At 70.5% G+C, this 25,511-nt stretch carries 23 protein-coding genes; 12 read left to right on the top strand and 11 right to left on the bottom strand.

Annotated features, from left to right (window positions below):
• Positions 1 to 32: 32 nt before the first annotated feature.
• The 6 genes from M8I34_RS33305 to M8I34_RS33280 all read left to right on the top strand — a co-directional run bounded on the left by M8I34_RS33305 (position 33) and on the right by M8I34_RS33280 (position 4,796).
• Positions 33 to 419: a hypothetical protein gene (locus M8I34_RS33305; RefSeq protein WP_250055988.1), complete on the top strand. Its 387-nt coding sequence runs from the start codon at positions 33 to 35 to the stop codon at positions 417 to 419.
• 3 nt (positions 420 to 422) lie between these two features.
• Positions 423 to 839: a hypothetical protein gene (locus M8I34_RS33300; protein ID WP_250055986.1), complete on the top strand. Its 417-nt coding sequence runs from the start codon at positions 423 to 425 to the stop codon at positions 837 to 839.
• A gap of 152 nt (positions 840 to 991) precedes the next feature.
• A complete protein-coding gene (locus M8I34_RS33295) occupies positions 992 to 1,522 on the top strand; it encodes a DinB family protein (protein WP_250055984.1) in 531 nt (176 codons plus the stop codon).
• A 138-nt stretch (positions 1,523 to 1,660) separates the two neighbouring features.
• Complete coding sequence (locus tag M8I34_RS33290) at positions 1,661 to 2,218, top strand: PadR family transcriptional regulator (RefSeq protein WP_244417411.1); 558 nt, start codon at positions 1,661 to 1,663, stop codon at positions 2,216 to 2,218.
• Between the two features lie 107 nt (positions 2,219 to 2,325).
• The gene (locus M8I34_RS33285; RefSeq protein WP_250055982.1) at positions 2,326 to 4,053 is read left to right on the top strand and encodes an acyl-CoA dehydrogenase family protein; all 1,728 of its coding nucleotides are present in this window, start codon (positions 2,326 to 2,328) and stop codon (positions 4,051 to 4,053) included.
• A gap of 122 nt (positions 4,054 to 4,175) precedes the next feature.
• Positions 4,176 to 4,796 carry an L-threonylcarbamoyladenylate synthase gene (locus M8I34_RS33280; protein WP_250055980.1) on the top strand — a complete coding sequence of 207 codons (621 nt, stop codon included), beginning with the start codon at positions 4,176 to 4,178 and terminating at the stop codon, positions 4,794 to 4,796.
• Between the two features lie 85 nt (positions 4,797 to 4,881).
• Here the strand turns inward: M8I34_RS33280 and M8I34_RS33275 are convergent, their stop codons facing one another.
• Positions 4,882 to 5,970 carry an NAD(P)-dependent alcohol dehydrogenase gene (locus tag M8I34_RS33275; protein ID WP_250055978.1) on the bottom strand — a complete coding sequence of 363 codons (1,089 nt, stop codon included), beginning with the start codon at positions 5,968 to 5,970 and terminating at the stop codon, positions 4,882 to 4,884.
• A 242-nt stretch (positions 5,971 to 6,212) separates the two neighbouring features.
• Here M8I34_RS33275 and M8I34_RS33270 point away from each other — a divergent pair, with 242 nt between their 5' ends.
• On the top strand, positions 6,213 to 6,848 hold the full coding sequence (locus tag M8I34_RS33270) for a LysE family translocator (RefSeq protein WP_250056032.1): 636 nt from the start codon (positions 6,213 to 6,215) through the stop codon (positions 6,846 to 6,848).
• Between the two features lie 115 nt (positions 6,849 to 6,963).
• On the opposite strand, the gene M8I34_RS33265 is transcribed toward M8I34_RS33270, so the two are convergent.
• A complete protein-coding gene (locus M8I34_RS33265) occupies positions 6,964 to 7,695 on the bottom strand; it encodes a response regulator transcription factor (RefSeq protein WP_250055976.1) in 732 nt (243 codons plus the stop codon).
• A gap of 209 nt (positions 7,696 to 7,904) precedes the next feature.
• Here M8I34_RS33265 and M8I34_RS33260 point away from each other — a divergent pair, with 209 nt between their 5' ends.
• Genes M8I34_RS33260 through M8I34_RS33245 form a run of 4 tightly spaced genes read left to right on the top strand, consistent with a single transcriptional unit; the run spans position 7,905 to position 11,751 of the window.
• Positions 7,905 to 9,452, top strand: a complete 1,548-nt coding sequence (locus M8I34_RS33260) for a tryptophan halogenase family protein (protein WP_250055974.1) — start codon at positions 7,905 to 7,907, stop codon at positions 9,450 to 9,452.
• A 4-nt stretch (positions 9,453 to 9,456) separates the two neighbouring features.
• A complete protein-coding gene (locus tag M8I34_RS33255; protein WP_250055972.1) occupies positions 9,457 to 10,731 on the top strand; it encodes a cation:proton antiporter in 1,275 nt (424 codons plus the stop codon).
• Positions 10,718 to 11,272 carry a flavin reductase family protein gene (locus M8I34_RS33250; protein ID WP_250055970.1) on the top strand — a complete coding sequence of 185 codons (555 nt, stop codon included), beginning with the start codon at positions 10,718 to 10,720 and terminating at the stop codon, positions 11,270 to 11,272. The genes M8I34_RS33255 and M8I34_RS33250 overlap by 14 nt, the downstream gene beginning before the upstream one ends.
• 5 nt (positions 11,273 to 11,277) lie before the next feature.
• On the top strand, positions 11,278 to 11,751 hold the full coding sequence (locus M8I34_RS33245; protein WP_250055968.1) for a YbaK/EbsC family protein: 474 nt from the start codon (positions 11,278 to 11,280) through the stop codon (positions 11,749 to 11,751).
• Between the two features lie 48 nt (positions 11,752 to 11,799).
• On the opposite strand, the gene M8I34_RS33240 is transcribed toward M8I34_RS33245, so the two are convergent.
• The 5 genes from M8I34_RS33240 to M8I34_RS33220 are packed head-to-tail and all read right to left on the bottom strand — an operon-like array spanning position 11,800 to position 17,642.
• Positions 11,800 to 12,984, bottom strand: a complete 1,185-nt coding sequence (locus M8I34_RS33240) for an FAD-binding oxidoreductase (RefSeq protein ID WP_250055966.1) — start codon at positions 12,982 to 12,984, stop codon at positions 11,800 to 11,802.
• Positions 12,974 to 13,951, bottom strand: a complete 978-nt coding sequence (locus tag M8I34_RS33235) for an L-tyrosine 3-hydroxylase (RefSeq protein ID WP_250055964.1) — start codon at positions 13,949 to 13,951, stop codon at positions 12,974 to 12,976. Before M8I34_RS33235 ends, M8I34_RS33240 begins: the two co-directional genes overlap by 11 nt.
• Positions 13,948 to 14,436 (bottom strand): VOC family protein, encoded by a 489-nt coding sequence (locus M8I34_RS33230; RefSeq protein WP_250055963.1) that lies wholly within the window; start codon positions 14,434 to 14,436, stop codon positions 13,948 to 13,950. Before M8I34_RS33230 ends, M8I34_RS33235 begins: the two co-directional genes overlap by 4 nt.
• A 17-nt stretch (positions 14,437 to 14,453) precedes the next feature.
• Entirely contained in the window at positions 14,454 to 16,259 is a 1,806-nt protein-coding gene (locus tag M8I34_RS33225) for a gamma-glutamyltransferase family protein (RefSeq protein ID WP_250055961.1), read from the bottom strand.
• 15 nt (positions 16,260 to 16,274) lie between these two features.
• Entirely contained in the window at positions 16,275 to 17,642 is a 1,368-nt protein-coding gene (locus M8I34_RS33220; protein WP_250055959.1) for a TrpB-like pyridoxal phosphate-dependent enzyme, read from the bottom strand.
• A gap of 358 nt (positions 17,643 to 18,000) precedes the next feature.
• On the opposite strand from M8I34_RS33220, the gene M8I34_RS33215 reads away from it, so the two are divergent.
• Positions 18,001 to 18,375 carry a nuclear transport factor 2 family protein gene (locus M8I34_RS33215; RefSeq protein ID WP_250055957.1) on the top strand — a complete coding sequence of 125 codons (375 nt, stop codon included), beginning with the start codon at positions 18,001 to 18,003 and terminating at the stop codon, positions 18,373 to 18,375.
• A gap of 94 nt (positions 18,376 to 18,469) precedes the next feature.
• Here M8I34_RS33215 and M8I34_RS33210 read toward each other — a convergent pair whose 3' ends face one another.
• From M8I34_RS33210 to M8I34_RS33195, 4 genes are all read right to left on the bottom strand, one after another.
• Complete coding sequence (locus tag M8I34_RS33210) at positions 18,470 to 19,621, bottom strand: substrate-binding domain-containing protein (RefSeq protein WP_250055954.1); 1,152 nt, start codon at positions 19,619 to 19,621, stop codon at positions 18,470 to 18,472.
• 52 nt (positions 19,622 to 19,673) lie between these two features.
• Positions 19,674 to 20,717: an ABC transporter permease gene (locus M8I34_RS33205; protein ID WP_250055952.1), complete on the bottom strand. Its 1,044-nt coding sequence runs from the start codon at positions 20,715 to 20,717 to the stop codon at positions 19,674 to 19,676.
• Positions 20,714 to 22,249 carry a sugar ABC transporter ATP-binding protein gene (locus tag M8I34_RS33200; RefSeq protein ID WP_250055950.1) on the bottom strand — a complete coding sequence of 512 codons (1,536 nt, stop codon included), beginning with the start codon at positions 22,247 to 22,249 and terminating at the stop codon, positions 20,714 to 20,716. The genes M8I34_RS33205 and M8I34_RS33200 overlap by 4 nt, the downstream gene beginning before the upstream one ends.
• 174 nt (positions 22,250 to 22,423) lie before the next feature.
• Positions 22,424 to 25,327: a SpoIIE family protein phosphatase gene (locus tag M8I34_RS33195; protein WP_250055948.1), complete on the bottom strand. Its 2,904-nt coding sequence runs from the start codon at positions 25,325 to 25,327 to the stop codon at positions 22,424 to 22,426.
• Positions 25,328 to 25,511 lie beyond the last annotated feature (184 nt).

Here is a 25,511-nt window from a genome sequence, read left to right as displayed (position 1 = left end):
CCGCTCACCAGAAACTCATGAAGGGGCACCCTGTGCGGAATTACAAGAGGTCGGTGGCCTACGGCGTTGCCGCCCTGGGCCTCGCGCTGGCCGGCGGAGCAATGACCGCACCGTCCGCCGCGGCCGCGGGCTCGGGCAAGTACATCGGTTTCACCAACAACGGCTGGTATCTCGTCGACACCTGCTACCACTGGCAGTCCTCGACGACCCCGGACTCCTGCGACAGAGGAAAGCCCAAGGGCACGGACTGGCGGGTGGAAATCCCCGACGACGCCCAGGGCGTCAGGGTCGAGGTGACGGTGCTCGCGCAGGTCGGTGGCGGCAATGTGTCGCCGCAGATAACGGACCTGAGCCGCAACCATTGCTACGTGCTGAGCGGTCTCACGGGTAGCCCGGCGATCACTGATAAGGAGTGCTAGGGAATGCCCGGACCATCGAAGCGAGAGGCGAACTCCAGCGTGCGAAGCAAGAAGCGTTCCCTGGCATACGGCGCGGCCGCCCTGGGCCTGGCGCTGGCCGGTGCGGTATTGACGGCCCCCTCCGCCACTGCCGCCTCGGACAACTACCTCCAGTTTGACCACCAGGCGGCGTCCCTCATCGACACCTGCTACGAGTGGAAGGGCCCGGAGGGCATAGAGAAGAAGAACTACTGCCACAATTACCGGCCGGTCGGGGATTCCTGGAAGGCCTATTTCCCCGCTGAGGCAACCGGGGTCACGGTCACCGTGCACTGGTCGGGAGGCTCACAGCCGCTGTACATCAACGAGGCCGACAAGAACCACTGTTACCGGATCGAAGGCATTCTGCCCGGGATCCACGTCCTCGATACGAAGTGCTGAGCGACTGACTCCGGGGCCCGTCGGTGCATTCCGCCGACGGGCCCCGCGGCATGCCGCCGGACCGCATGCGGCCCTTCGGGGAACTCCCAGGGAACGGCACTGCACGGACACATCACTGGACAGTTCACTTTCCCCTCCTTAAGGTCCTCATCATGGTCCACAAGATCGAGCCAGCCGTAGAGCCTCCGGTCACTCTCACCAGCCCCTCCGACCTTCTGACCGGCTACCTCGACTTCTACCGGGACGCCGTGCTGCGCAAGGTGGAGGGAATGTCCGACGCGGAGTTGAGGAACAGCCGGCTGCCCACCGGCTGGTCGCCACTGGGCTTGTTCAAGCACCTGGCCTGCGTGGAACTGCGCTGGCTGCAATGGGGCTTCAACGGGGAACACATCGAAGAGCCCTGGGCCGAATTCAAAGAACGCCCCGGGCCGTGGCACGTCGACTCCGGCGAAACGTTCGAGGACGTCAAGAAGTTCTTCCAGGAGACCTGCGCACGATCCCGCGCCATCGTCACCGCGGCACGGCTGGAGGACCAGGCAGCCACCCTCGGCGGAAAGGTTCCGGCCGACGAGGACCGTCCCACCCTGATCTGGATCCTCTTCCACCTGCTCCAGGAGTACGCCCGGCACGTAGGGCACCTCGACATCGCCCGCGAGCTGGCCGATGGAGCCGTCGGGGAGTAACCGACGACACCGCCCGCCCGTCATGGGCCGGCACCAACGGGGGCAGTAGTCGAGGAGCCGCACCCCGCCCGGGTGAGCCGTGTCTCACCCCGGCGGTGCCCCTTGTCTATGCAACTCGTTGCATAGAAGGATCGGGGTATGGCGCTCGAACACGCGATCCTCGTCTCTCTGCTGGAGAAGCCGGGCTCCGGCTATGAGCTGGCCCGGCGGTTCGAGCGGTCCATCGGATACTTCTGGACCGCCACCCATCAGCAGATCTACCGCGTCCTCAAGCGCATGGAGAGCGACGGGTGGCTCGACGTCCGCGAGGTGCCGCAACAGGCCCGGCCGGACAAGAAGGAGTACTCCGTCGCCGCCCCCGGCAGGGCCACGCTCTCCCAGTGGCTGCACGAGCCGATCGAACCCGAGAGCGTGCGGCACGAGCTCGCCGTGAAGATCCGCGGCGCGGCCTTCGACGACCCGGCCGCGCTGATCCGCGAGGTCGAGCGCCACCACCAGGCGCACACCGACCGGCTCGCGCACTATCTCGCGGGGGAGCGGCGGGACTTCACCGGCCCCGAGGCCCCCGCCACGCCCGACGCCGGGCAGGAACTCCAGCACGTCGTGCTGCGCGGCGGCATCGCGTACGAGCGCATGACCCTCGCCTGGCTCGACGACGTACTCGCCACCCTGCACCGACTCGGCTCCGCGCGCTGAACCGGCGCCGACGAACCGCCTGTCCGCCCCACCCCGCCGTCCACCGACACGGCCCCGAAGCATTCCCTCCACGTCCCTCAACCCCCGAACCGGAAAGGCGAACATCCATGGCCGACCAGCTGCTGTTCAACCCGCACACCTACGACCCGGCGCACTTCGACCCCGAGACCCGCAGGCTGCTGCGCGCCACCGTCGACTGGTTCGAGGAGCGCGGCAAGCGCCGGCTGATCGAGGACTACCGCTCCCGTGCCTGGCTGGCGGACTTCCTCGCGTTCTCCACCAAGGAAGGGCTGTTCGCGACCTTCCTCACCCCGGCCTCCGCCGCCGACGGCCAGCAGGACAAGCGCTGGGACACCGCCCGGATCGCCGCCCTCAACGAGATATTCGGCTTCTACGGGCTCGACTACTGGTACGCCTGGCAGGTCACCATCCTCGGCCTCGGCCCGGTCTGGCAGAGCGACAACGCCGCCGCCCGCAGCCGCGCCGCCGAGCTCCTCACCCAGGGCGAGGTGTTCGCCTTCGGCCTGTCCGAGAAGTCCCACGGCGCCGACATCTACTCCACCGACATGCTGCTGGAGCCGGACGCCGACGGTGCCGGCGGCTTCCGCGCCAGCGGCTCCAAGTACTACATCGGCAACGGCAACGCCGCCGGGCTCGTCTCCGTCTTCGGCCGCCGCACCGACATCGAGGGCCCGGACGGCTATGTCTTCTTCGCCGCCGACAGCCGCCACCCCGCCTACCACCTCGTGAAGAACGTCGTGGACTCCTCGAAGTACGTCAGTGAGTTCCGCCTCGACGACTACCCCGTCGGCCCGGACGACATCCTGCACACCGGCCGCGCCGCCTTCGACGCCGCCCTCAACACCGTCAACGTCGGCAAGTTCAACCTCTGCACGGCTTCGATCGGCATCTGCGAGCACGCGATGTACGAGGCGGTCACGCACGCGCAGAACCGCATCCTCTACGGCCGCCCCGTCACCGCCTTCCCGCATGTCCGCCGCGAGCTGACCGATGCCTACGTCCGCCTCGTCGGGATGAAGCTGTTCAGCGACCGCGCCGTCGACTACTTCCGCTCCGCCGGCCCCGACGACCGCCGCTACCTGCTCTTCAACCCGATGACGAAGATGAAGGTGACCACCGAGGGCGAGAAGGTCATCGACCTGATGTGGGACGTCATCGCGGCCAAGGGCTTCGAGAAGGACACCTACTTCGCCCAGGCCGCCACCGAGATCCGCGGCCTGCCGAAGCTGGAGGGCACGGTCCACGTCAACCTCGCCCTGATCCTCAAGTTCATGAGCAACCATCTGCTGAACGCGGCCGACTACGAGGCGGTGCCGTCCCGCCTCGACGCGGCCGACGACGCGTTCCTCTTCCGGCAGGGACCGGCCCGCGGCCTGGGCGCCATCCGCTTCCACGACTGGCGCACCGCCTACGACGCCTACGCCGAGGTGCCCAACGTCGGCCGCTTCCGGGAGCAGGCGGACGCCCTCTGCGAGTTCGTCACCACCGCCGCCCCCGGCGAGGAGCAGAGCCGCGACCTCGACCTGCTGCTCGCCGTCGGCCAGCTGTTCGCGCTGGTCGTGCACGGCCAGCTGATCCTGGAGCAGGCGCGCCTGACCGGTCTCGACGCCGACGTGCTCGACGAGCTGTTCGCCGTCCTCGTACGCGACTTCTCCGCGCACGCCGTCGAGCTGCACGGAAAGGATTCCGCCACCGAGGCACAGCAGCGCTGGGCACTGGACGCGGTCCGGCGTCCGGTCGTCGACGACGCCCGCTCGACGCGCGTCTGGGAGCGTGTCGAGGCCCTGGCCGGGGCGTACGAGATGGCGCCGTAGCAGCGGTGCCCCCGGGCCGCCCGCATCGCGGACCGGCGGACCGGCCGACGCCTCCAGGTGCCGGCCGGTCCTGCCGGACCTGTGACGTGGGCGCGAGTGGCCGGATCACGTAGGCTCGGCGGATGGCGAAGTATTTCGACGTGCACCCCGAGAACCCCCAGCGGCGCACCATCAGCACGGTGGCCGACAGCATCCGCTCCGGCGCGCTCATCGCGTATCCGACGGACTCCTGTTTCGCGCTGGGATGCCAGCTGGGCAGCCGCGACGGCATCAGCCGGATCCGGTCGATCCGCAACCTCGACGACCGTCACCACTTCACCCTCATGTGTGAGAACTTTGCTCAGCTCGGGCAGTTCGTGCACATCGACAACGACGTCTTCCGCGCGATCAAGGCGGCCACGCCCGGCAGTTACACCTTCATCCTCCCCGCCACCAAGGAGGTGCCGCGCCAGCTGTGGCACCCGAAGAAGAAGACCGTCGGAGTCCGGATCCCGGACCATGTCGTCACTCAGGCCCTGCTCGCCGAGCTCGGTGAGCCGCTGCTCTCCAGCACCCTGCTGCTGCCGGACGAGGAGGAGCCGATGACGCAGGGGTGGGAGATCAAGGAACGGCTCGACCACGTGGTGGACGCAGTGCTCGACTCGGGCGACTGCGGCACCGAGCCGACCACGGTGATCGACTTCTCCGGCGGCGACGCCGAGATCGTACGCCGAGGGGCAGGCGACGTCGCGCGATTCGAGTAGCCGGACCGAGGCCATCGCGGCTGCCGCGGTCGGCCGGTGACCCGGGCAAGTCTCCGGCCCGGCATCCCGCGGCGGTCGGGCCGGCTCAGCCGAAGGTCAGCACGGGCTTGATGGCCCGGCCCGCGGAGGCGGCCTGCGCGGCCGCCTCGATGTCGTCGAAGCGGAATTCGGTGATGAGCTTCTCGACCGGGAGCTTGCCCTGCCGGTGCAGACCGATGAGGCGCGGGATGAACTCGGCGGGCACCGCGTCGCCTTCGATCACTCCCCGGATCCGGATGCCCTTGGTCAGCACGGCCATGATGTCGAACTCGGCCCGCGCCCCGACCCCGACCAGGGCCAGCGTGCCTTGCTGCCGCAGGGCCGCAAGGGCCTGGGAGACCACGGCCGGCTGACCGGTGGTGTCGACGGCGTGGTGCGTTCCTCCGCCGGTGAGATCGCGGACGGCCGTGGCGACATCGCCGACGGCGCTGGGGTCGAGCGCCGCCTTGGCGCCGAGCTCCTCGGCCACCGTCCGCCGGGAGCCGACAGGGTCGACCGCGATGACGGTGCAGCCTTCCGCGACGGCGGCCATGACCGCACTCAGCCCCACACCGCCCGCGCCGAAGACGGTCACGGAGGACCCCTCCGAGGGCCGCAGGACGTTGAGGACCGTGCCCGCCCCGGTCTGTACGCCGCAGCCGAGCGGAGCGGCGATGACCGGGGGGAAGTCGGCAGGGATCTTGACGGTGTTGCTCTCGTAGGCGAGGGCATGGGTGGCGAAGCTGGACTGTCCGAAGAAGTTGCCGAAGACCTGCGCACCGGCGCGGGAGAGGCCGGTGCTGCCATCGGTCCGGGAACCGCTGGCGTTGAGGGCGTTGATGCCCGTCTCGCAGTAGCTGGAGTGGCCGGACACGCACTGTCCGCAGCTACCGCAGCTGCGGTAGCTGAGGCACACACTGTCGCCGGGGGCGACGGTGGTCACCGCCGCGCCGACGGCCGCCACGACGCCGGCCCCCTCGTGGCCGAAGACCATGGGACTGCGCGTCCAGATCTGCCGGGTGCTGAGGTCGGTGTGGCAGATGCCCGCCGCGGTGATTCTCACCAGGATCTCGTCCGGCCGGGGTGCCTCGATATCGAGGTCGCGGATGGTGAACGGGCCACCGGGGGACTCCACCAGAGCTGCCTGTATACGCATGGGTTCCTTGAGCTGTCGGCCACGGGCGTCGCTCCGACAGTAGCGTTCGTGAGCGAGGGCCTTTTGACCCCCCGTCATGCACGCCCCAGCGGTTGATCCCGGGGTGACGCCCCCGCAACGCCCCGGCGGACGCACCGCACGACAGGAGCCCCGCCGAGGCGGGCTGCACCGCCGGTCGCTCTCACCCCACCAGCACACCGGAAACCACATCACGCAGTGAATGCGGTGGGTAACCTGTGGTCATGATCGAATTAGACCGTCTTGCCGTCTTCGTGACCGCTGTGGCCGTATTGATCGCTGTGCCGGGGCCGAGCGTCCTGTTCGTCGTCAGCCGTGGTGTCGCGCTCGGGCGGCGGGCCGCGGTGTTCACGGCGGTGGGAAACGAGGCGGGCCTGCTGGTGCAGGTGGCGTTGGTGGCGTTCGGGCTGGGGAGCATCGTCGAGCGCTCGATGCTCGTCTTCTCGCTGCTGAAGTTCGCCGGTGCGCTGTACCTCGTGTATCTGGGTGTTCAGGCGTGGCGCAACCGCCGGCTGCTGGCGGTGTCCGACGATGGCACGCCGAAGACCGAAAGCGCGGGCCGGATCCTGCGGGAGGGGTTCGTGGTGGGGGTGAGCAACCCGAAGGGGCTGCTGATCTTCACTGCGGTGCTGCCGCAGTTCATGGATCCCGCTGCGGGCCATGTGCCGCTGCAACTGCTCCTGCTCGGGGCGATCTGTGTGCTGATCGCGCTGATCTCCGACGCGTCGTGGGGGCTGCTCGCCGGCACGGCACGCAACTGGCTGTCCGGTTCGCCTCGTCGGCTGTCTTGCATCGGTGGTGCGTCGGGCGTGGTGATGGTCGGGCTGGGGATCCGTCTGGCGTTCAGCAGCCGGGATTGAGGGGAGCGGTCCGGTCGTGCGGCTTTGCCGGTGCCGGTGCCGGTGCTCGTGCCGGTGCCGGCACCGATGGCGAGGCCGAGGCCGATGGGCGGTGCCGATGTCCATGAGGCTGTCGTCACGGCCGGCGGCCCGTCATCCCGGCCCGCGCGATGCCCAGTTCGTAGGCGGCCGCGACGGCGCTGGCACGATTGCGCAGGCCGAGCTTGACCAGCAGATTCTGTACATGCGTCTTGACCGTGCTTTCGCTCACGACCAGTTCGGCGGCGATTTCGACGTTCTTCATTCCGCGTGCCATCAATTGCAGCACCTGGCGCTCGCGCAGGGTGAGCAGTTCGAACGCCTCGTGCCGGACCAGCTGCCCCGGCGGGGTGGCGCGGCGCGACCTGCCGCAGCCCGGTGGGCAGATCCGGTATCCCCGGGCCACGAGCCTGAGGGCGGAGACCAGATGTCCCGGTGCTTCCCAGGTCAGCACCACACCTCCGGCGCCCAGCTTGTCCGCCTCCAGGCAGAGGGGGTCATCGACGTCGTTGGTCAGCAGCAGCATTCTGGAGGCGCCGGTGTCGCAGTAGTGGGCCGCCCGGTGCACGAGATGGGCGACGTCGATGGAGCGGCAGGAGGCGTTGACGACGAGCGCGTCGAGCGAGGTGTCGAGGCAGGCGTCCAGTGCGGTGGTGCTGTCCCGTGCGCTGCCGACGAGGCTGAGGTCGGGAAGGTTCCGGAAGACATGGACCAGCCCGGCGTGCACGAGGCTGGAGTCATCGATGAGAAAGATGCGCAGAGGTCCGGGATTCTCCGCAAGTCCGTCGCCCCCGGGTGCCGGCGTCTGTTCGGATCGAGCTGCACCCATGGGTTGCCTCGCATAGTCGTCCGAATCGAACAAATCACATCTTCTCCCGCGCCCCGTGTGACGAGGGCACTACTTTCCGCCACGTTCCCGGGGCATGTTCCGCAGGTCCGTCTGGCTACTTCGGACTAGTGCTTTCGGCATGCGCACCTGCCGCGATCGGCTCGATGTGCTGAGGACGCCGCATCGCGGTCGAACCTAGAGTCAAGGTCATGACACAGAGCGTGGTGATTCTGGGCGGCGGCACGGCGGGGTGGATGACTGCCTCCTACCTGCGGGCGGCATTCGCGGACAGCATCGACGTCACGGTCGTGGAGTCCCGGCGTATCGGCACCATCGGGGTGGGGGAGGCCACCTTCAGCACGGTCCGGCATTTCTTCGACTACCTCGGGCTCAGCGAGGCGGACTGGATGCCGGAGTGCAACGGCACCTACAAATTAGCCGTGCGGCTGGAGAATTGGCGGGCACCGGGAGACTGTTTCTACCACCCGTTCGAACGGATGCGAGTCGTCGACGGGGTGCCGCTCACCGACTGGTGGCAGCGGGTCGGCCCGACGAGCCGGTTCGACCGGGACTGCTTTCTGATCCCCTGGCTCTGCGACGCCAAGGCCTCACCGCGCCACAGGGACGGCCGGCTCTTCGAGCAGGACTTCGCCGAAGGTCCCGACCGCCCCCTCTACCGCACGACTCTCGCCGAGCAGAACACCCAATTCCCCTACGCCTACCACTTCGACGCCTCCCTGCTCGCGGACTTTCTGACCCGGTACGCCGTCAAGCGCGGTGTCCGCCAGATCATCGACGACGTGGTGGACGTCCGGCTCGACGCACGCGGTGGGATCGACCACCTGCTCACCCAGGAGACCGGGGAGCTGCGAGCCGACCTGTACGTCGACTGCTCCGGCTTCCGCAGCAGGCTGCTCGGCCAGGCACTGGAAGAGCCGTTCCTCTCCTTCCAGGACTCCCTGCCCAACGACCGGGCGGTGGCCCTGCGGGTCCCGGTCGACACCGCACGGGAGGGCATCAGGCCGTGCACCACGGCCACCGCCCAGGACGCGGGGTGGATCTGGACGATTCCGCTGTACGACCGGATCGGCACCGGATACGTCTACGCGAGCGAGTACTGCGAGCCGGCCCAGGCCGAGCGGGCGCTGCGCGACTTCGTCGGCCCCAGGGCGGAGGGCCTGGAGGCCAACCACATCCGCATGCGGATCGGACGCAGCAGTCGTGCCTGGGTGAACAACTGCGTGGGCATAGGCCTGTCCGCCGGGTTCGTGGAACCGTTGCAGTCCACCGGCATCTTCCTGATCCAGCACGCGATCGAACAACTCGTCAGGTACTTCCCCGGCGCCGACCGGGATCCGGTGCTGCGCGACGGCTACAACCTCAGCACGGCCAGGGCCATCGAGGGGGTCCGTGAGTTTCTGATCCTGCACTACCGGGGCGCTGCCCGTGCGGACAACGACTACTGGCGCGACGCGAAGCGCCGGCCGCTGCCCGACGACATGGCGCTGCGCCTCGAACAGTGGCAGCGCAAGCTGCCGGACAACGACAGCACGTACCCGTACTACCACGCATTCGAGCCCTACTCGTATGTGTGCATGGTCCTCGGGCTCGGCGGGATTCCGCTGCACCATCCGCCCGCGCTGGATCTCTTCGACCCCGGCCGCGCCCGGCGCGAGCTGGAACGGGTCCGCCAACAGGCGCAGACCCTGCTGGACACGCTGCCCAGCCAGGTGGAGTACCTGTCCGGGATGCGCTGACGTGGTGGCCGTGCTCCAGGCCGCGGCGGCACTGGCGGGCGTACTCGTCGTGGCCCGCTGTGCCGCCGGGGCGGCCCGACTGGTGCGCCAGCCGCCGGTGATCGGTGAGATCGCCCTCGGGCTGGTGCTCGTGCCCGCCCTCACGGCGGTGGCCGGGCCCCGCGTCACCACGGGGCTGTTGCCGCCGGACGCGATGGGGTATCTGCACACGATCGGCGTGGCCGGTCTCGCGCTGTATCTCGCGGGTGCCGGTCACACCGTGCGGCCGCGCCGGAGCGAGGTGACGCCGCGTTCGTACGCGTGGCTGCTGACCGGTTCCCTGGCGCCCGGTCTGGTGGCCGGGGTGTTCCTTGCCGCGTGGGTGCTGTGGCGCGACCTTCCCCTGGAACGCGGGGCGGCGCCGCCCGCGGCGCTGGTGCTGCTGCTCGCCGCCGCGTTCGCGGTCACCGCTGTGCCGGTGCTGGTCCGGATCCTCACCGACCGGGGCCTGCTGGAATCGACCGAGGGCCGGCTGTCCGTCCTCACCGCCGTGTCCATCGACGCGCTGACCTGGCTGATCCTGACGGGTGCACTGGTGGCGGCGGCCGGCGACGGCGGACGGCTCGGCCATGCCGTTGCCGTGATCGTCGGCGGCGCGCTGGCCGTCGTACCCCTGCGGCTGGTGCTGCGACGGAAGGCCGTGTCAGCGCTGTGCGCACGATGGCCGGCCGCCACCGGGGCCGTGCTCGGTGCGGTGGCGGTCGCGGCCGCCCTCGCCACCGAGCGCGCGGGACTCACCGCGATCTACGGCGCCGTACTGGTCGGGCTGGCCGTCCCCTGGGACGGCGGGGAGGGGCCGTGGGCCCGGTCCGTGCGCGCCGTGGCGAGGATCGGGCGGCTGCTGGTTCCGGTGTTCTTTGTGACGACCGGGCTCGCGCTGGGCACCAAGGGGCCGAGCGGATTCTCCTGGGCGACCCTGGCCCTGGCCCTGCTGCTCGCGTTCGTGGCAAAGGTGGCCGGGGGCTGGGCCGGAGCACGTGCCGCCGGCCTGCCCACCGGCCCGGCGCTGCGCATCGGGGTGCTGATGAACACGAGAGGGCTGACCGAGATCGCCGTGCTCCAGGCGGGGGTCTCCGCGGCGATCCTCACCCCCGGCCTCTTCCTGGTACTGGCACTGATGGCGCTGATCACCACCGCCGCCACCGGGCCGCTGCTGTCGCTGGTCGAGAGGCGGTACGGCAGGAGCGCCGGCTCGCCGTTCCCCGAGTCCGAGGAGTTGCTCTCGCATGACGACGCCTGAAGCGGCCGCCCAGGAACAGCGCGCGAGCGAGCGGGAGTTCCGGGCTCTGATGTCCCTTTTCCCCACCGGTGTCGCGGTGATCGGCGCGCTGGACACGGCGGGGCGGCCGTGGGGCATGACCTGCTCCTCCTTGTGCAGTGTCGCCCTGACGCCGCCCACGCTGCTGGTCTGTCTGCGCAGCACGAGCCCGACGCTGGACGCACTGCTGGGCACCGGGACATTCAGCGTCAACCTCCTGCATCACACGGCACAGGACGTGGCGGAGTTGTTCGCCTCCGGTGACCCGGACCGGTTCCGCGCGACACCGTGGCACCTGCCCGATGCCGCGGGCGGCCCGCATCTACGGGACGCCGCCCACGCCGTAGGGGATTGCAGGGTGGTGAGCACGCTCCACGTCGGTGACCACACCGTCGTCCTCGGGCACGTACTCCGGGTCGGCGCCCTCGCCACGGCCGGACAGACCCCACTCCTGTACGGGCTGCGGCAGTACGCCGCATGGCCCGCGCGCGGTAGCGTGACGGGCCCCGACTACGAGGAGTGAGTGCCGTGGAACGCAGTGAGGTGTTAACGCCCGAGGAGGTGCTCCGGAAGTCCGGAGTGCCGTTCACGGTCATGAGCCACGTCCCCATCGTGGGTCAGCACGACGCCGAGACCACACTCGGTCTCGCCACCGAACACCTTCTGAAGACCATGGTGTTCAGGACGAAGGACGAGGTCTTCGTGCTGGCCGCACTGCCGGTCAGCGGCCGCGTCCACTACGGCCGGCTGGCAAGGGCGGCGGGCGTGTCACGAGCGATGCTCCGTCAGGCCGCGCCCGAGGAACTGAGCCTGCTCGGAATGGAACCTGGCGGCGCCAGCCCGGTGTGCGACCGGCCGGACGTCGTGACCGTCTTCGATGTCTCGGTGACCCGCATGAGCACGGTCTACTGCGGAAGCGGCCGGGCCGACCGGACCGTGAAGATCGAGGCCCAGCAGCTGATCGAACTGGTCGGCCCGAAGATCGAAGAGCTGTCCTCGTGACGTGGGGAGCCGGAACGACCGGCTCCCGACGTCAGACGTCTCCCTCGATCAGACGAACCTGGCCGGGCTGAACGGCTCGGTCTCCGCGGGAGAACGGGCCCCGGTCAGGTACTCCGCCAGCAGCCGCGAGGTCCCGGGCGCCAGCGGCATACCGTCGATGCCGTACCCCGACAGCAGCCACAGCCCCGGGGCCCCAGGTGCCGGGCCGACGATCGGCAGACCGTCCGGAGACATCGGACGCACCCCCGACCATGCCGCCCGCACCGGTGTCCTGGCCAGCGCCGGCGCGTGGCGCGCGGCGGCCGCCGTGATCAGCGCAACCGCCTGCTCGCCGTCTCGCACATCATCGAGCTGAAGCGCCGGTCCACTGCTGGAGCCGAGCACGACCTCGCCGCTGGGCAGGGGTTGCAGGGAGAAGACCACCTGCGTGCCCGAGGACGCCCGGGCGGCATCGGACACCTCGTCCAGCAGCGGCGGCCCCTGCCGCTTCAGCCCTCCCGAGCCGTGCCACGTGGACTGCATCAGCGTGTGCCCGAACGCCGCGTCCGCGACCGGCGCGGTACGCACCAGCCACCCGCGCGCGCCGAAGACCGGGATGTCGGTCCCGGCCTGCTGCGCCAGACTCCTGGACCATGGCCCCGCCGCGAGGACGACCGCGCCTGCCTGCTTCGGCCCGTCGTCGGTGATCACACCGGTGACCCGGTCACCACGCCGCAACAGGCCCCGCACCGACGTATGGGTGACGATCTCTGCGCCCGCGCGCCGGGCCCGCTCGGCCAGGGCCGCGGCGGCCAGCACGGGGTGGAGGGCATACGCCCCCTCGACCACCACGGCGCCCGCCAGTGCGGGGGAGAGGCCCGGCTCCAGCTCCAGGAGTTCGCGGGTGCCGATCTCCGCCGACGGGAACCCCGCCTCCGTCAACGCCGCACCATGGCTGCGGGCTCGGCCCAGGCTGTCCTCGTCGGTCGCGACCAGGAGATATCCGTGCGGGCGCAGCTGGAAGGGCACCTCGCCCTCCCGCTCGGCCTGTTCGTAGTACGCGATCGCCTCCGCGAAGAGGCCCCCGCAGGCGGGCAGGGGGCTCGGCAGCAGACCACCCTGGTTGCGGCCCGTCGCGCCGCCCGCCAAAGGACCGCGTTCCAGCAGGAGGACGCGTGATCCGCGTGCGGCGAGTTGTTCCGCGCAGGCGCAGCCGGCGATCCCGCCGCCCACCACGATGACGTCATGTGCCATGAGTTCCGGTTCCTTCCCTGGGCCGCTCAGCAAGGGGAACGAGCGCCCAGCGCCCCACGGCGTCGCGGGCGATGGCGCTCAGGAGCTGCGGTATCGCCTCTTCGCACTCCTCGACGGCCGGTGCCATCAGCGCAGCCGGCTTCTCCTGCCGGCTGGACGCGAAGCCCGGGTACAGGCCGTTGGCCGTCAGGTCGTCGCGTACCGCCCGTACCCGGCGCAGCAGTTGGGAGGTGACGTCCGACCGGGAACAGGGCGCGCGGAGGGTGAGAAAGTAGGTGTCGTACAGGACCGCACGCACCTCACGCGGCAGGATGCGGCCGCTGCCCGCCGACGCCTGGAGCAGCGAGGGGGCGCCGGGCACCAGCTTGCGGGCGATGCCCTCGTGTACGGCGTCGTGGAGTGTGCACTCCCGGAGCAGTGTGTCGGCGCGGCCGCCCCACGCGGTCGGCAGGCGGCCCCGTAACAGTGCCCGGACGTGACCGTAGTCGCGTGCCCAGCTGCCGGCGAACCCGGGGTGATACCGGACCATGCCGGGTCTGATGAGCCGGTGGTAGACATCGCGGGTGCAGGATGCGGTGTAGAGCAGCATGGCCGAGTAGCCCCGGACCAGTCGGGCCGCCGACGGGAGACCGCCCGGCCCGTCCGGGGCGGTCGGCACCTCCCCCGCCCGTCGTCGCAGCTCCTGCCAGAACAGGAACGTCAGCTGATGGCCGGTGATCCACCGGAACCAGAACAACTGCTCCGCCGAGGTCGGGACTCCCGGGCCGACCGGGCCGCCCGACGGGGCCCGGCCCGTTCCCGTGCCCCACAGCTCCGGGTACCGGGCGGCCGGATCCGTACCGCCGCCGCCCTCGTCACGGCCCGGGTGAAGCGGCAGGAACAACGGCTCCAGCCCGTAGGCCCGGCCACCGAACTCGGGGAGGGCATCCAGGAGAGCGGCGGCCGAGTCGCCGTCCAGTGTGGTCACCTCCCCTCGGCCTCCGCCGGTATGTGGGTGAACTCGTACTCCAGCCCGTTCACGTCGTAGGTGTAGAAGCTGCTGACCCCGTCGTCGTCCACGACGATCTCCGTCGGAGGATCGGGCCGGGCGAAGGAGAACTTCCCCGACGCGAACAGCCGCTGCCACCGGTCCCGCCACTCCTGGAGCTCCGCGGCCGTGGTGGCGGTCATGCACACATGCTGGAACTGGAGCATGTCCGGCCGCGGGAGGGCGTAGGAGGCCGCACGGGAGAAGAGATGGAACCGGGTCCCGGCGGCCACCACCTCGGTCAGCCGGACGATGCCGGGCAGCCGGCTGTGTGTCAGGTCGGAGAAGGAGTCGAGGGTCCAGGCCGCGGTGCCACCGAAGAACTCGGTGTACCAGGCGACACAGTTGTCGTGGTCGGCCGTCTCCACCGCGAGGTGGTGCAGACCGGTTCGGAGGGAACTGCCCGGCTGTTTCGGTTCATCCACAGGTATCGGTCTTCCTTTCATCTGGCGACTGCGTAGGCCTGCTCGCCCCGCGGGGAAGCGGCCGCGACGACCATGCCGTCGCCGGGCTCGACGCCCACGGCGCACACCCTGCCCAGCGACCAGTCGGGGACGGACTCGATCTCGTGCCCACGGCGGGTGAGATCCGCGGTGACGTCGTCGGGGCACCGGCTCTCGATCTTCACCGCGAGTGGCCGGTGGGTGCGGGGGGTGAAGGAGCTCGGGACGTGCTCGGAGTGGAACGCGAGGGTTTCGGTGGCGCGTTGCAGATCGAGCCCGAAATCGAGGTGGGCCAGGAAGAAGCCCAGCGTCCATTGGTCCTGCTGGTCGCCGCCCGGGGTGCCGAACGCGAGCCGGGCCCGGCCGTCGCGCAGGACCAGGGTGGGACTCAGCGTCGTCCGGGGCCGCTTGCCCGGTGCGAGGGAGTTGGGGTGGCCCTCCTCCAGCCAGGCCATCTGTCCCCGGGTGCCCAGCGGAAAGCCGAGGCCCGGAATCACCGGGGAACTCTTGAGCCAGCCACCGCTGGGCGTCGCGGCCACCATATTGCCGTGGCGGTCGGCGACCGTCAGACAGCAGGTGTCTCCCCGTGCCTCGGTCCTCGCCACGACCGGCGGGATCACGGTCGGCAGGCCGTCGTACAACTGGCCCTGCCAGTAGGGCCCGCCGGGCGGCTCGGCACGGCCCACCGGTGGGATCCACGCACGCCGGTCCCCGGGTGCGCCGGGCCGCAACGTGCCGGCGGCGGTCCGGCCGTCGACGAGTTGCCGGCGGCGCCGGGTGTAGCCGGGGTCCAGAAGGGCGGCCAGCGGTACGTCGGTGAAGTCCGGGTCGCCGTACCAGGCCTCCCGGTCCGCGTACGCCAGCTTGGCGCACTCGGTCACGGTGTGCAGGTAGTCGGCGCTGTTCAGGCCCATCGCCGCGAGGTCGAAGCCCTCCAGGAGGGCGAGCTGCTGGAGGAAGACCGGACCTTGGGACCACGGACCGGGCTTGTGCACCTCGACGCCCTTGTAGCGGCAGCTCGCTGTTTCCTCCGTCCGTGCCTGCCAGAGGGCCATGTCGTCACCGGTGAGAAGTCCGCTGTGGCGCCGCCCCGTGGCGTCCAGAACCGAGGCGCGCCGCAGCCGGCCGTCGATGGCCTCGGCGACGAATCCGCCGTAGAACGCCTGGTGAGCGGCGCGAATCTGCTGCTCACGGCCCGGTCCGGCGGCCTCCGCCTCCTTGAGCACCCGCCGGTAGGTCTCGGCGAGCGCGGGGTTGCGCATCCGGGAGCCGGGGCGGGGCGGGACACCGTTCACCAGGTACGTGTGTCCGGACTCGGTCCACTCGTCCCGGAAGAGCGGGGCCAGGACGGCAATGGCCCCGGCGGCCTTGGGCAGCAGAGGGTAGCCGTCCGCCGCATAGCCGATGGCGTGGTCCAGTACCTGCCGCAGACGCAGTGTGCCGTACTGCTCCAGGAGCGCGAGCCAGGCCCCGAAGGCCCCGGGCACGGTTGCCGGAAGCAGCCCGGATCCGGGTATCCGGGTCAGGCCCAGGTTCCGGAAGGCTGCCGGAGTGGCCGCCCGTGGCATGGGACCCTGCCCGCAGATGACGCGGACATCGCCGCCGGCGGCGTCGAAGAGAAGGATCGGCACATCGCCGCCGGGCCCGTTCAGGTGCGGTTCGACGACCTGTAGCACGAACCCCGCCGCCACGGCGGCGTCGAAGGCATTGCCCCCGCTCTCCAGCGCGGCCATCCCCGCTGCCGAGGCGAGCCAGTGGGTCGAGGACACCGCGCCGAAGGTGCCCCGCAGTTCGGGACGTGTCATCACCACGAGGGCGCCTCAGGCCGATGCCGACGGCGAGGGCAGGTCGCTCAACGACGCCGCTATCTGCGCGTCCGAGACGGTCGGGTTCTCCAGCGACCCGGCGAGGAAGGAGTCGAAGGCCGCCAGATCGAAGTTGCCGTGCCCGGAGATATTGAAGAGGATCACCCGCTCCTCCCCGCTCTCCCGAGCGGCCAACGCCTCCACGAGCGCCGCCTTGAGCCCGTGCGAGGACTCAGGAGCGATCACGAAGCCCTCGCTGCGGGCGAAGCGCACCGCCGCGTCGAAGATCTCGGTCTGCGGGAAGGCCCGGGCCTCCACCAGCCCGTGCTCCTTCAGCAGGCACAGGCTGGGCGCGTCGCCGTGATAGCGCAGACCACCGGCGTGGATGGGGCCGGGGATGAAGTCGTGCCCGAGGGTGTGCATATAGAGCGGTGGGGTGAGGCCGGCGGTGTCCGGATAGTCGTACGCCAGCTTGCCGCGGGTGAGGGTGGGGCACGCCTCGGGCTCCGCGGCGAGGAACCGGGTCCGGGGGCGTGCCCCGCTGAGCCGGTCCTGCATGAACGGGTAGGCGAGCCCGGCGTAGTTCGAGCCACCGCCGACGCACCCGATCACCACGTCGGGGTACTCGCCCATGATCTCCATCTGTTTCTTCGCTTCCAGACCGATCACGCTCTGGTGCAGAAGAACGTTGTTCATGATCGAGCCCAGGGCGAACTTGGTGTCGTCCCGCCCGAGCGCGTCCTCGACGGCCTCGCTGATGGCGATGCCGATGCTCCCCGGCGAGCCGGGATCCCCGGCCAGGACGTCGCGCCCCGCCTTGGTCCGCCGGGTGGGGGAGGCATAGACCTGCGCTCCCCAACTCTGCATCAGTGACTTGCGGTAGGGCTTCTGCTCGAAGGAGGCCCTGACCATGTAGACGTTCACTTCGAGCCCGAAGAGCGCCCCGGCGAACGACAGCGCCGAACCCCACTGCCCCGCCCCGGTCTCCGTCGTGAGCCGTCGGATGCCCTCCTCGGCCGCGTAGTACGCCTGCACCACCGCCGTATTCGGCTTGTGCGACCCCGAGGGCGACACGCCCTCGTACTTGAAGTAGATATGCGCCGGTGTGTCGAGGGCCCGCTCCAGACGTTCCGCCCGGCACAGCGGGGAAGGCCGCCAGATCTTGTAGACGTCCCGGACCCGCTCCGGGATGTCCACCCAGCGCTCCTGGGTGAACTCGTGCTCGATGACCTTCCCCGGCAGCAGCCCCGTCAGATCCGCCGGCTTCAGGGGCGCCATGGTCGTCGGGTTGAGCGGGCCGGGAAGCGTCGCGGGGAGGTCGGGAAGGATGTTGTACCAACGGTCGGGCAGGTCGGATTCTGACAGCAGGACTCGCTTCAACACCGGTGCTTCCCTTCTTCGAGAGCGGGGTGCGACGACGACGCGCGAGCATCGTATGGAGGGCGGAAGCGTGCGAGCTTCATCTGTTGTGCCCGTTACTCGGCACCGAACTCCGCAGATGGAACTAGTCCGAAAGACGCGGACCTTCGCGGGGTGCCACGCAGGGGGCGGTCCGGCTGATGGACTACGACAAGCGAGCACCGTGCCTCTCGACGGCGGGCCTGCGCCCCTTGGAGGCGCTGACCGGACCCGGCACGGACCTGGCACGGACCTGGCACGGACCTGGCACGGACCCGGACCCCGGGCCGGCGAACCGTCGCTCGCCGACGACCCCCGGACCACCGCATCGGAGGAAACGGCCATGAACACCACCGACACAGCACTCATCCGCGCCTTGGAGAACCGCCGCTTCGACGCCCTCGTCGCCCGCGACTTCGCCGCCTTCGCCGAGCTCGCCCATCCCGGCCTGGCCTACACCCACTCCAACGGGGCGGTGGACACGCTCGATTCCTATCTCGCCAAGTGCGAGAGCGGCCACTTCGTCTACCACCGGATCGCGCACCCCGTGGACGCGCTCACGGTGGTCGGGGACACGGCCGTCGTCATCGGCGAGATGCACGCCGACATGACCGCCGGCGGCGTCCGCAGGAAGCTGGCCAACCGCTCGCTGGCGGTGTGGGCCCGCGCGGACGGCAGCTGGAAATTCCTCGCCTATCAGGCCACCGTCAAGCAGTGACGCCGGACGAACGACAAGAACTCGACCGCGTCCACCACTGAGCGGAGCCCCGCCCCCGGTCCCCCCGTCACCGACGACAAGCCCCGCCCCCCTCTCACCTGCCCCAGATCTTCCGGTACGCCGCGCGGTAGCCGGGCGGGTCCCAGGTCGTGGCGCCGCGGCTGTTGGCTGCTGTGGAGAGGTGTACGGGGGTGACGTATTCGCTGGCGGGGGTGGCGGAGAAGGCGCGGTTGAATTCGTCGAGGATCTGCCAGCCCTGTTGGGAGAAGGGCTCGGGGACGGTGGCTGATTGGAACTGTCTGCTGTTGATGCGCTGGAAGGCGGAGGGGTCGCCGTCGCCCGCGCCGATGTTGTAGGGGGCGCTGCCGCCTTTCTTGCGTGCCGCGCGCAGGGCGGGGGCGGCGTCGGCGAAGTAGACGTCGTTGATGGCTGCGGAGTGGGTCCAGCCGTCCCGGAAGCGGGAGAGGAGGGAGGAGACCTCCTGGGGGGTGCGGCTGCTGGTGTCCGAGATCGGGATGTTCTCCTCCGCCAGCAGTCGTACGCCGGAGCAGGCGGCAAGTCCCTTCTTGATCAGTTCGGACTTGTGCCGGGCGAACGGGATCGAGGCATCGGTGAACACGACGACTCCGGCATGGCCGCGGGAGTGCGCGATGATCCAGTCCGCGCTGATACTCGCCACGTCCTGGACGTTGGTGGTGATGTTGCTGAAGAGTTCGGGGTCCTTGCTCGGGCCGGGGGCGTCGACCGCATGCCAGCCGATGAGCGGGAGGTGCTCCGCTCGGGCCCTGGAGACCTGTTGCGACGTCAGGCGCGGGTCGAAGCCGCCGATGACGATGCCCGAGGGACGCAGGGTGAGGGCCTGGCTGAAGGCTGCTTGGATCCCGGCGGGGGTGCCCTGGCCGTCGATCACCCGGACGTTCCAGCCGATGGCCTTCGCGGCGTCCCGCACACCCTGCGCGGCGCCCGCGACGCCGGGGTTGGTCATGGTCTGCGCGACGAAGACGATCCTCTTGCCGGAGACCGCCGTGGGGCCGGTGGTGGGGCCGTCCCAGGTGGTGTGGATCTTCTGAGCCCGCCGAACGGCCGCCCAGGCCTTGGCCAGGACGGTGGGGCAGCCGGCCCGTGGCGGCCCTGGGGAGGAGGCACCGGCGCCGGCCGAGGCGCCGCGCTCGCAGCCGGTGAGGGCTGTGGCCGCTATCGCGAGGACGACGGCGCCGGCCAGAGCGGACTTGCGGTGCGTGTACACGGGCACTCCTCGCGGAGGGGCGACGCGGTGGTGACGGCCGGAGGTCACGACGTCACCTGCGGCCGGTCGTGGCGGGTTCGGGCAGGGGTCGGGGAGGTTCCGTCCGTCGTTGGCGCAGCTGCCGGCGGGCCGCGTAACCGGCCATGCCGACGGCGATGAGCAAGGTGGCGCCGTTGAACAGCGGGGTGACCCAGAACTGGGCGCCGAGCTGGCCGATACCGGCGAGGCCGATGGCGAGAATGACGACGGCGACGAGGGTGCCCAGGGCGTTGGCGCGGCCGGGTTTGATCGCGGTGGAGCCGAGCAGCGCCCCGACGAAGGCGGGCAGCAGATAGTCCAGGCCGACGCTGGGGTTGCCGATGCGCTGCTGCGCGGCGAGCAGGACCCCGGCGATGCCGACGATCAGACCCGAGCCGGCAAAGGCGTAGATGACGTAGCGCCGGGTGGGGATGCCCACCAGCTCGGCGGCGCGGGGGTTGGAGCCGATGACGTACAGATACCGGCCGAGCGGCAGTCGCTCCAGGAGCAGCCACAGGACGCCGGTCAGCGCGAGGACGTAGAAGGCGGAGACCGGCAGGCCGAGGAACCGGGAGTCGTAGAGATCGGTGAAGGCGGCCGGCAGGCCCTGCGGGCCGGGCACGATCCGGGCCCCGTTGGTGATCCAGCCGGTGAGGGCGTACAGGATGCTGCCGGTGCCGAGCGTGGCGATGAAGGAGTTGATCCTCGCGAATTCGACGAGGACGCCGTTGACGACGCCGACGACCGCCCCGCCGAGGACCACCACGAGGCACGCAAGGGGCCAGGGCCAGGCTTCGTCGGCGAGAAGATGCATCGTCATGACGTGTGCGAGGCCGAGACCGTAGCCGATGGACAGGTCGAACTTGGCGGTGACGATGGGGATCATGGCGCCGAGCGCGAGGACGGCGGGGATCGACTGGTTGGACAGGATCTCGGAGATGTTGTCCAGGGTGGGAAAGGTGTCCGGCAGCGCCAGGGAGAAGGCCAGGAACAGCACAGCGGTGAGGACCAGGAGGCCGTAGGCGCCGAGGAGATGTCCGAACCGGCGGCTCAGCGGGGGAGGGGGAGCGGGGGTCATGGTCTCCTCGTCCAGGTGAGCGGGGGCATCGCCGAGGAGGCACGGGCGAGTGCGGTGACCGTGAGGGCCTCGCCGCTCAGCTCCACCGTCACCGCCCCGCGGACGAACACCAGGGCGCGGTGGCACACCTGGGCGACCTCCTCGAAGTCGGTGGAGAGGAGCAGAACCGCGAGACCCTCGGCCAGGGCGTCCCGGAGCAGGAGGTAGAGCGCCGTCTTGGCGCCGACGTCCACCCCGGCGGTCGGCTCCTCGAGGATCAGCAGGTGCCGGCTCGTCCTGAGCCACCGGCCGACCATGACCTTCTGCTGGTTTCCCCCGGACAGGGTGGCGATCGGTGCCTCGGTGTCCTTGGGGGAGACCGAGAACCGCTCGATCAGGGCAGCGGTTTCGGCGCGCTCGCGCCGAGGGCGCAGCGGGCGCCAGCACGGCACACCGTCCGCCCGGGGATTGGCGAGGACGTTCTCCCGTACGGTCAGTTCGGCGGCACAGCCCTCCTCCTGACGGTTGCTGGACACGAAGCCGACGCCGGAGTCGACAGCGACCGTGACCGTGCGCGGCGCATATGGGCGTCCGCCGAGCAGGGCCCGGCCGCCGAGGAGGTGCCCGGACCCGGCGAGGGCGCGGCCCAGTTCCATGTGCCCGGCGCCGGTGAGGCCCACCATGCCGAGGATCTCACCGCGGCGCAGATCCAGGCTGACCGGTGCGGTGTTCCCGGTCCGTACACGGTCGAGACGCAGCACGGGCGGGCCCGTGGCGGGGGCGAACCGGTAGCCGCCCGGTTCGTGCCCCACGATGTCGCGCACCAGCCGGGCGGCGCTGTAGTCCCCGAGCGGGCCCTGGCTGATGAGGCGGCCGTCGCGCAGCACGGCGAAGGCATCGGCGACCTTGTACACCTCGTCGATCCGGTGGGTGACGTGGACGAGGGCGTGTCCTTGGTCGCGCAGGGTGTGCAGGACGTCGAACAGCCGGGCACAGTCCGCTGCCGGGAGGCTGGCCGTCGGCTCGTCGAGGACGATGAGCGCGGCCTGTGTGGACAGGGCGCGGGCGATGGCCACCAGGGAGCGCTCGGCCCGCGGGAGGTCGGCGACGGGTGTGCCCGGGTCGAGATGCGCGGCGACGAGGTCCAGGGCCGCGGCCCCTTGCCTGCGGGTCCGGGGCCAGGACAGCAGCCCCGCGCGGCGCGGATAGCCGGCCCCCAGGGCGATGTTCTCGGCGACCGTCATCCACTCGACCAGCCCCAGGTCCTGATGGATGAAGGACATGGCGCGGGCGGCCGCTTCGGTGCCGAGCGGGTGACCGGCGACGGTCACCTCGCCCTCGTCCGCGTGGTGGACGCCCGCGAGCACCTTGATGAGGGTGGACTTCCCGGCACCGTTGGGACCGAGCAGGGCGAGGATGCGGCCGGAGTGGATGTCGAGGTCGACCGAGTCCAGCGCGAGGGTGCCGCCGAACCGTTTGCTGAGGCCGCGTACGCGGACGAGAGGCTCTGCGGCAAGGCGCGGGGGAGGGGTGCTGTCAGGAGTGTCATGCACAGACTTCTCCGGGGGTCGGCCGCTTGGTCCTTCTGGGTGCTTCCCGACTGGCGGGCAGTGCCGCGGGGCGCTTCGCGGTGGTGAGAGCGGCGCGTCGGGCGGTGCACCATCCGGACCGGTTACCGCAATTCGGTCATGGTACGGCCCGCTTCGGGCTGGATGTCGGATGGACCGTCAGAGCGCGGGAATGTCGTCGAAATACGCTGCGGCGGCGTCGGCCTTGCCCGCGGGCGCCTCCAGCGCGCACTCGGCCCAGATGACCTTGCCGCCGGCGGTGTAGCGGGTCCCCCAGGCCTGCGCGAGTTGGGCGACGAGGAACAGGCCGCGGCCGCCCTCGTCGGTGCTGGCCGCATGGCGCAGATGCGGGGCGGTGCTGCCGGCGTCGGAGACCTCGCAGATCAGTGTGCGGTCGTGGAGCAGGCGTACCTGGATGGGCTCGGTGCCGTAGCGGATGGCGTTGGTGACCAGTTCGCTGAGCAGGAGCTCGGTGGCGAAGACGACCTCGTGCAGCCCCCATTCGGCCAGCCGGCGCGTCACGGCGGCACGGATACCGGAGACGAGCGCCGGGTCGGCGGGCAGGTCCCAGGTTGCGCTCCGGTGCGGGGCCAGGGCGTGGGTGCGGGCGACGAGCAAGGCGATGTCGTCGGCGGGGTGCTGGGGCACCACGGCCCGGACCACGGCCTCGCAGGTGTCCTCGGGCGGGCGGGTCGGGTGAGCCAGGGCGTGCCGCAGCTGGTCGAGGGAGGTATCGACGTCGCGGTGACGGTCCTCGATGAGGCCGTTGGTGTAGAGGACGAGCTGACTGCCTTCGGGGAGAGTGAATTCGGCGGTTTCGAAGGGGAGACCGCCCAGGCCCAGCGGCGGTCCGGCGGGGAGGTCGGGGAAGGTGACGGTGCCGTCGGGGTGGACCAGTGCGGGCGGCGGATGGCCGGACCGGGCCATCACGCACTGCTGCGTCGTGGGGTCGTAGATGGCGTACAGGCAGGTGGCGCCGATGATGCCGGTGCTGTCGGCGGAGGGTTCCTCGCCGCCCTCGTCCCGGTCGAGGCGCCCCACGAGATTGTCGAGATGGGTGAGGACCTCGTCCGGACCGAGGTCGAGTTCGGCGAAGTTGCGCGCGGCGGTGCGCAGCCGGCCCATGGTGGCGGCGGCGTGCAGCCCATGACCGACGACATCCCCGACGACGAGGGCGACGCGGGTGCTGGAGAGCGGAATGACATCGAACCAGTCGCCCCCGACTCCGGATGCGGCGGGCATATAGCGGTAGGCGACCTCGACGGCGCTCTGCTCGGGGAAGCTCTGCGGCAGCAGGCTGTGCTGGAGCGCAAGGACCATGGTGTGTTCGCGGGTGAACCGGCGGGCGTTGTCGATGCAGATGGCGGCGCGGGTGGCGAGTTCCTGGGCCAGCGAGCGGTCGTCGTCCCCGAAGGGGGCGGGGTCCTGCGCCCGGTAGAAGCTCGCGGTGCCCAGGGCGATCCCGCGGGCCAGCAGGGGGACGGCGATGAGCGAGTGGATGTGGTGGCCGAGGAGGCGCTCGGCGTGCTCGGGGTCCTGGGCGATCCAGCCGCCGGCCGCCCGCAGGTCGGGCTCCAGCACGGGCTGCCGCTCGGCCAGACAACGGAGCTGGGGTGTGGACGGGCGGAGATCGACCGGCTCACCGGCAGGGTAGAAGGGACAGTCGTCGCGAATGCCGTGGACCACCGTGCGGTAGAGGCCGGTGCGGGGGTCGGTCGGCTCCTCGCCGCGCAGCACCGCCTCGGGAAGGTCGATGGTGACGTAGTCGGCCAGGCGCGGTACGGCCATCTCGGCGAGCTCCCGGGCGGTACGGCTCACGTCCAGGGTGGTGCCGATGCGGGTACTGGCCTCGGACAGCAGCTCCAGGCGGCGCCGGGCCGCCACGGCGTAGGTGCCCACGCCCGGTTCGCCGATCAGCACCAGGCCGCTGGTCGCACTGCCGGCGGTATGTCCGGTGGCGCCGGGCGGGCGGACCGTCGTGGCCGGGTGGTCCGGTTCGGCGCCGGGCAGGTGCCCGGGCAGCGGGACGGCGGGGGCGAGGACCGGTGGCGTCAGGGGGCCGGGTGAGGTGCCGGCTTCGGTGAGGACGGTGCGGTGTTGCTCCGGAGCGGGGAGCACCGCCTCGATGACGACGCCCTCCACCCCGGAGGGGCTGGTCACCGGGCGGCTCAGCAGGGTGACCCGCCGGCCGCCGGGCAGCAGGACGTCGACGGCGGCTCGCTGGGCCGCGGAGATCAGGTCGGTGGCCCGCTCCTTGAGGATCATCTCGTCACGCCAGTCCAGCCCGCTCCCGGCCAGTCCGCTCCCCGCCGGCCCGCTCCCGGCCAGTCCACTCCCCGCCGGCCCGCTCCCGGCCGGCTCGCCCAGTTGCCCGTTGCCCGTCGTATCGCCGGTCGGCGCACGGTTCCTGGCGTCGAGATACGCCTGGAGCAGGGCGCGTTCCCGCGTCGAACTCTGCTCCAGCAGCCGTCGTTCGATGGCACCGGCGGCCTTGCTGATCACGAGGTTCAGGGCCGCGTCCGCATCGGCGGGCGGATAACCGAAGCAGAGCACGCCCACGATGCGTCCGCTGAGCGGGTCCCGGACGGGAATGGCCGCACACGCATTGGCCTGGGAGCGTTCGGCGAAATGCTCGGCGCCGTAGACGTTGATCAGCTGCCGTTCCGCGAGCGCCAGACCGATTCCGTTGGTGCCCGCGAACTCCTCGGCGAACACGAAACCCGGGACACTCTGGATCGCGGCCAGCTGCCTGACCTGGGAGGTTTCGCCGAAACGGCGTTGCAGCACGGCGCCGCGTCCATCGGCGAGGGACACATTCATGGTTCTGCCCGCGAACCGGTACTCCAGCCGGTCCAGTACGGGTGTGGCGGCGCGGACGAGCCGCCCGTCCAGATCGAGATCCTCGAAGTAGGGAAGCTCGCAGCCTTCCGGTGAAAGCCCCAGGGACCGGGAACGCTGCCAGGAATTCAGGATCGGGTTGCGCACGGTTCCCTCGACCGTCCCACCTCGAAGGAACTGCTCTCGGGCGCGCGCGGGACCGATGTCCTCTCCCACGAGGCCCATCCCCATCACTTCCCGCATCGGCACGTGCTGCCATGGCCACCCGTACATCGGAGCAGCCGCATCATGCGCTCCAATTGTAGATCTTTGTACATATAACGGACGAGAGTCCTGGTGCTCCATTGGGCCGGGGGCGGCCGTCGGCCGTTACCCGCGGTCATGACCGGAAACGGTGCGGCCCGGCCGT

It is taken from the genome of Streptomyces sp. MCA2, assembly GCF_023544705.1.
Lineage (GTDB): Bacteria > Actinomycetota > Actinomycetes > Streptomycetales > Streptomycetaceae > Streptomyces > Streptomyces decoyicus.
This window is presented reverse-complemented; position numbering and strand designations above follow the sequence as displayed.

What these genes read in the sequence shown, in the direction of transcription:
- M8I34_RS33300 (WP_250055986.1), top strand. Translation starts at nt 423, where the DNA reads ATGCCCGGACCATCGAAGCGAGAGGCGAACTCCAGCGTGCGAAGCAAG.
- M8I34_RS33295 (WP_250055984.1), top strand. Translation starts at nt 992, where the DNA reads ATGGTCCACAAGATCGAGCCAGCCGTAGAGCCTCCGGTCACTCTCACC.
- M8I34_RS33290 (WP_244417411.1), top strand. Translation starts at nt 1,661, where the DNA reads ATGGCGCTCGAACACGCGATCCTCGTCTCTCTGCTGGAGAAGCCGGGC.
- M8I34_RS33285 (WP_250055982.1), top strand. Translation starts at nt 2,326, where the DNA reads ATGGCCGACCAGCTGCTGTTCAACCCGCACACCTACGACCCGGCGCAC.
- M8I34_RS33280 (WP_250055980.1), top strand. Translation starts at nt 4,176, where the DNA reads ATGGCGAAGTATTTCGACGTGCACCCCGAGAACCCCCAGCGGCGCACC.
- M8I34_RS33275 (WP_250055978.1), bottom strand. Translation starts at nt 5,970, where the DNA reads ATGCGTATACAGGCAGCTCTGGTGGAGTCCCCCGGTGGCCCGTTCACC.
- M8I34_RS33270 (WP_250056032.1), top strand. Translation starts at nt 6,213, where the DNA reads ATGATCGAATTAGACCGTCTTGCCGTCTTCGTGACCGCTGTGGCCGTA.
- M8I34_RS33265 (WP_250055976.1), bottom strand. Translation starts at nt 7,695, where the DNA reads ATGGGTGCAGCTCGATCCGAACAGACGCCGGCACCCGGGGGCGACGGA.
- M8I34_RS33260 (WP_250055974.1), top strand. Translation starts at nt 7,905, where the DNA reads ATGACACAGAGCGTGGTGATTCTGGGCGGCGGCACGGCGGGGTGGATG.
- M8I34_RS33250 (WP_250055970.1), top strand. Translation starts at nt 10,718, where the DNA reads ATGACGACGCCTGAAGCGGCCGCCCAGGAACAGCGCGCGAGCGAGCGG.
- M8I34_RS33240 (WP_250055966.1), bottom strand. Translation starts at nt 12,984, where the DNA reads ATGGCACATGACGTCATCGTGGTGGGCGGCGGGATCGCCGGCTGCGCC.
- M8I34_RS33225 (WP_250055961.1), bottom strand. Translation starts at nt 16,259, where the DNA reads ATGACACGTCCCGAACTGCGGGGCACCTTCGGCGCGGTGTCCTCGACC.
- M8I34_RS33215 (WP_250055957.1), top strand. Translation starts at nt 18,001, where the DNA reads ATGAACACCACCGACACAGCACTCATCCGCGCCTTGGAGAACCGCCGC.
- M8I34_RS33205 (WP_250055952.1), bottom strand. Translation starts at nt 20,717, where the DNA reads ATGACCCCCGCTCCCCCTCCCCCGCTGAGCCGCCGGTTCGGACATCTC.
- M8I34_RS33195 (WP_250055948.1), bottom strand. Translation starts at nt 25,327, where the DNA reads ATGGGCCTCGTGGGAGAGGACATCGGTCCCGCGCGCGCCCGAGAGCAG.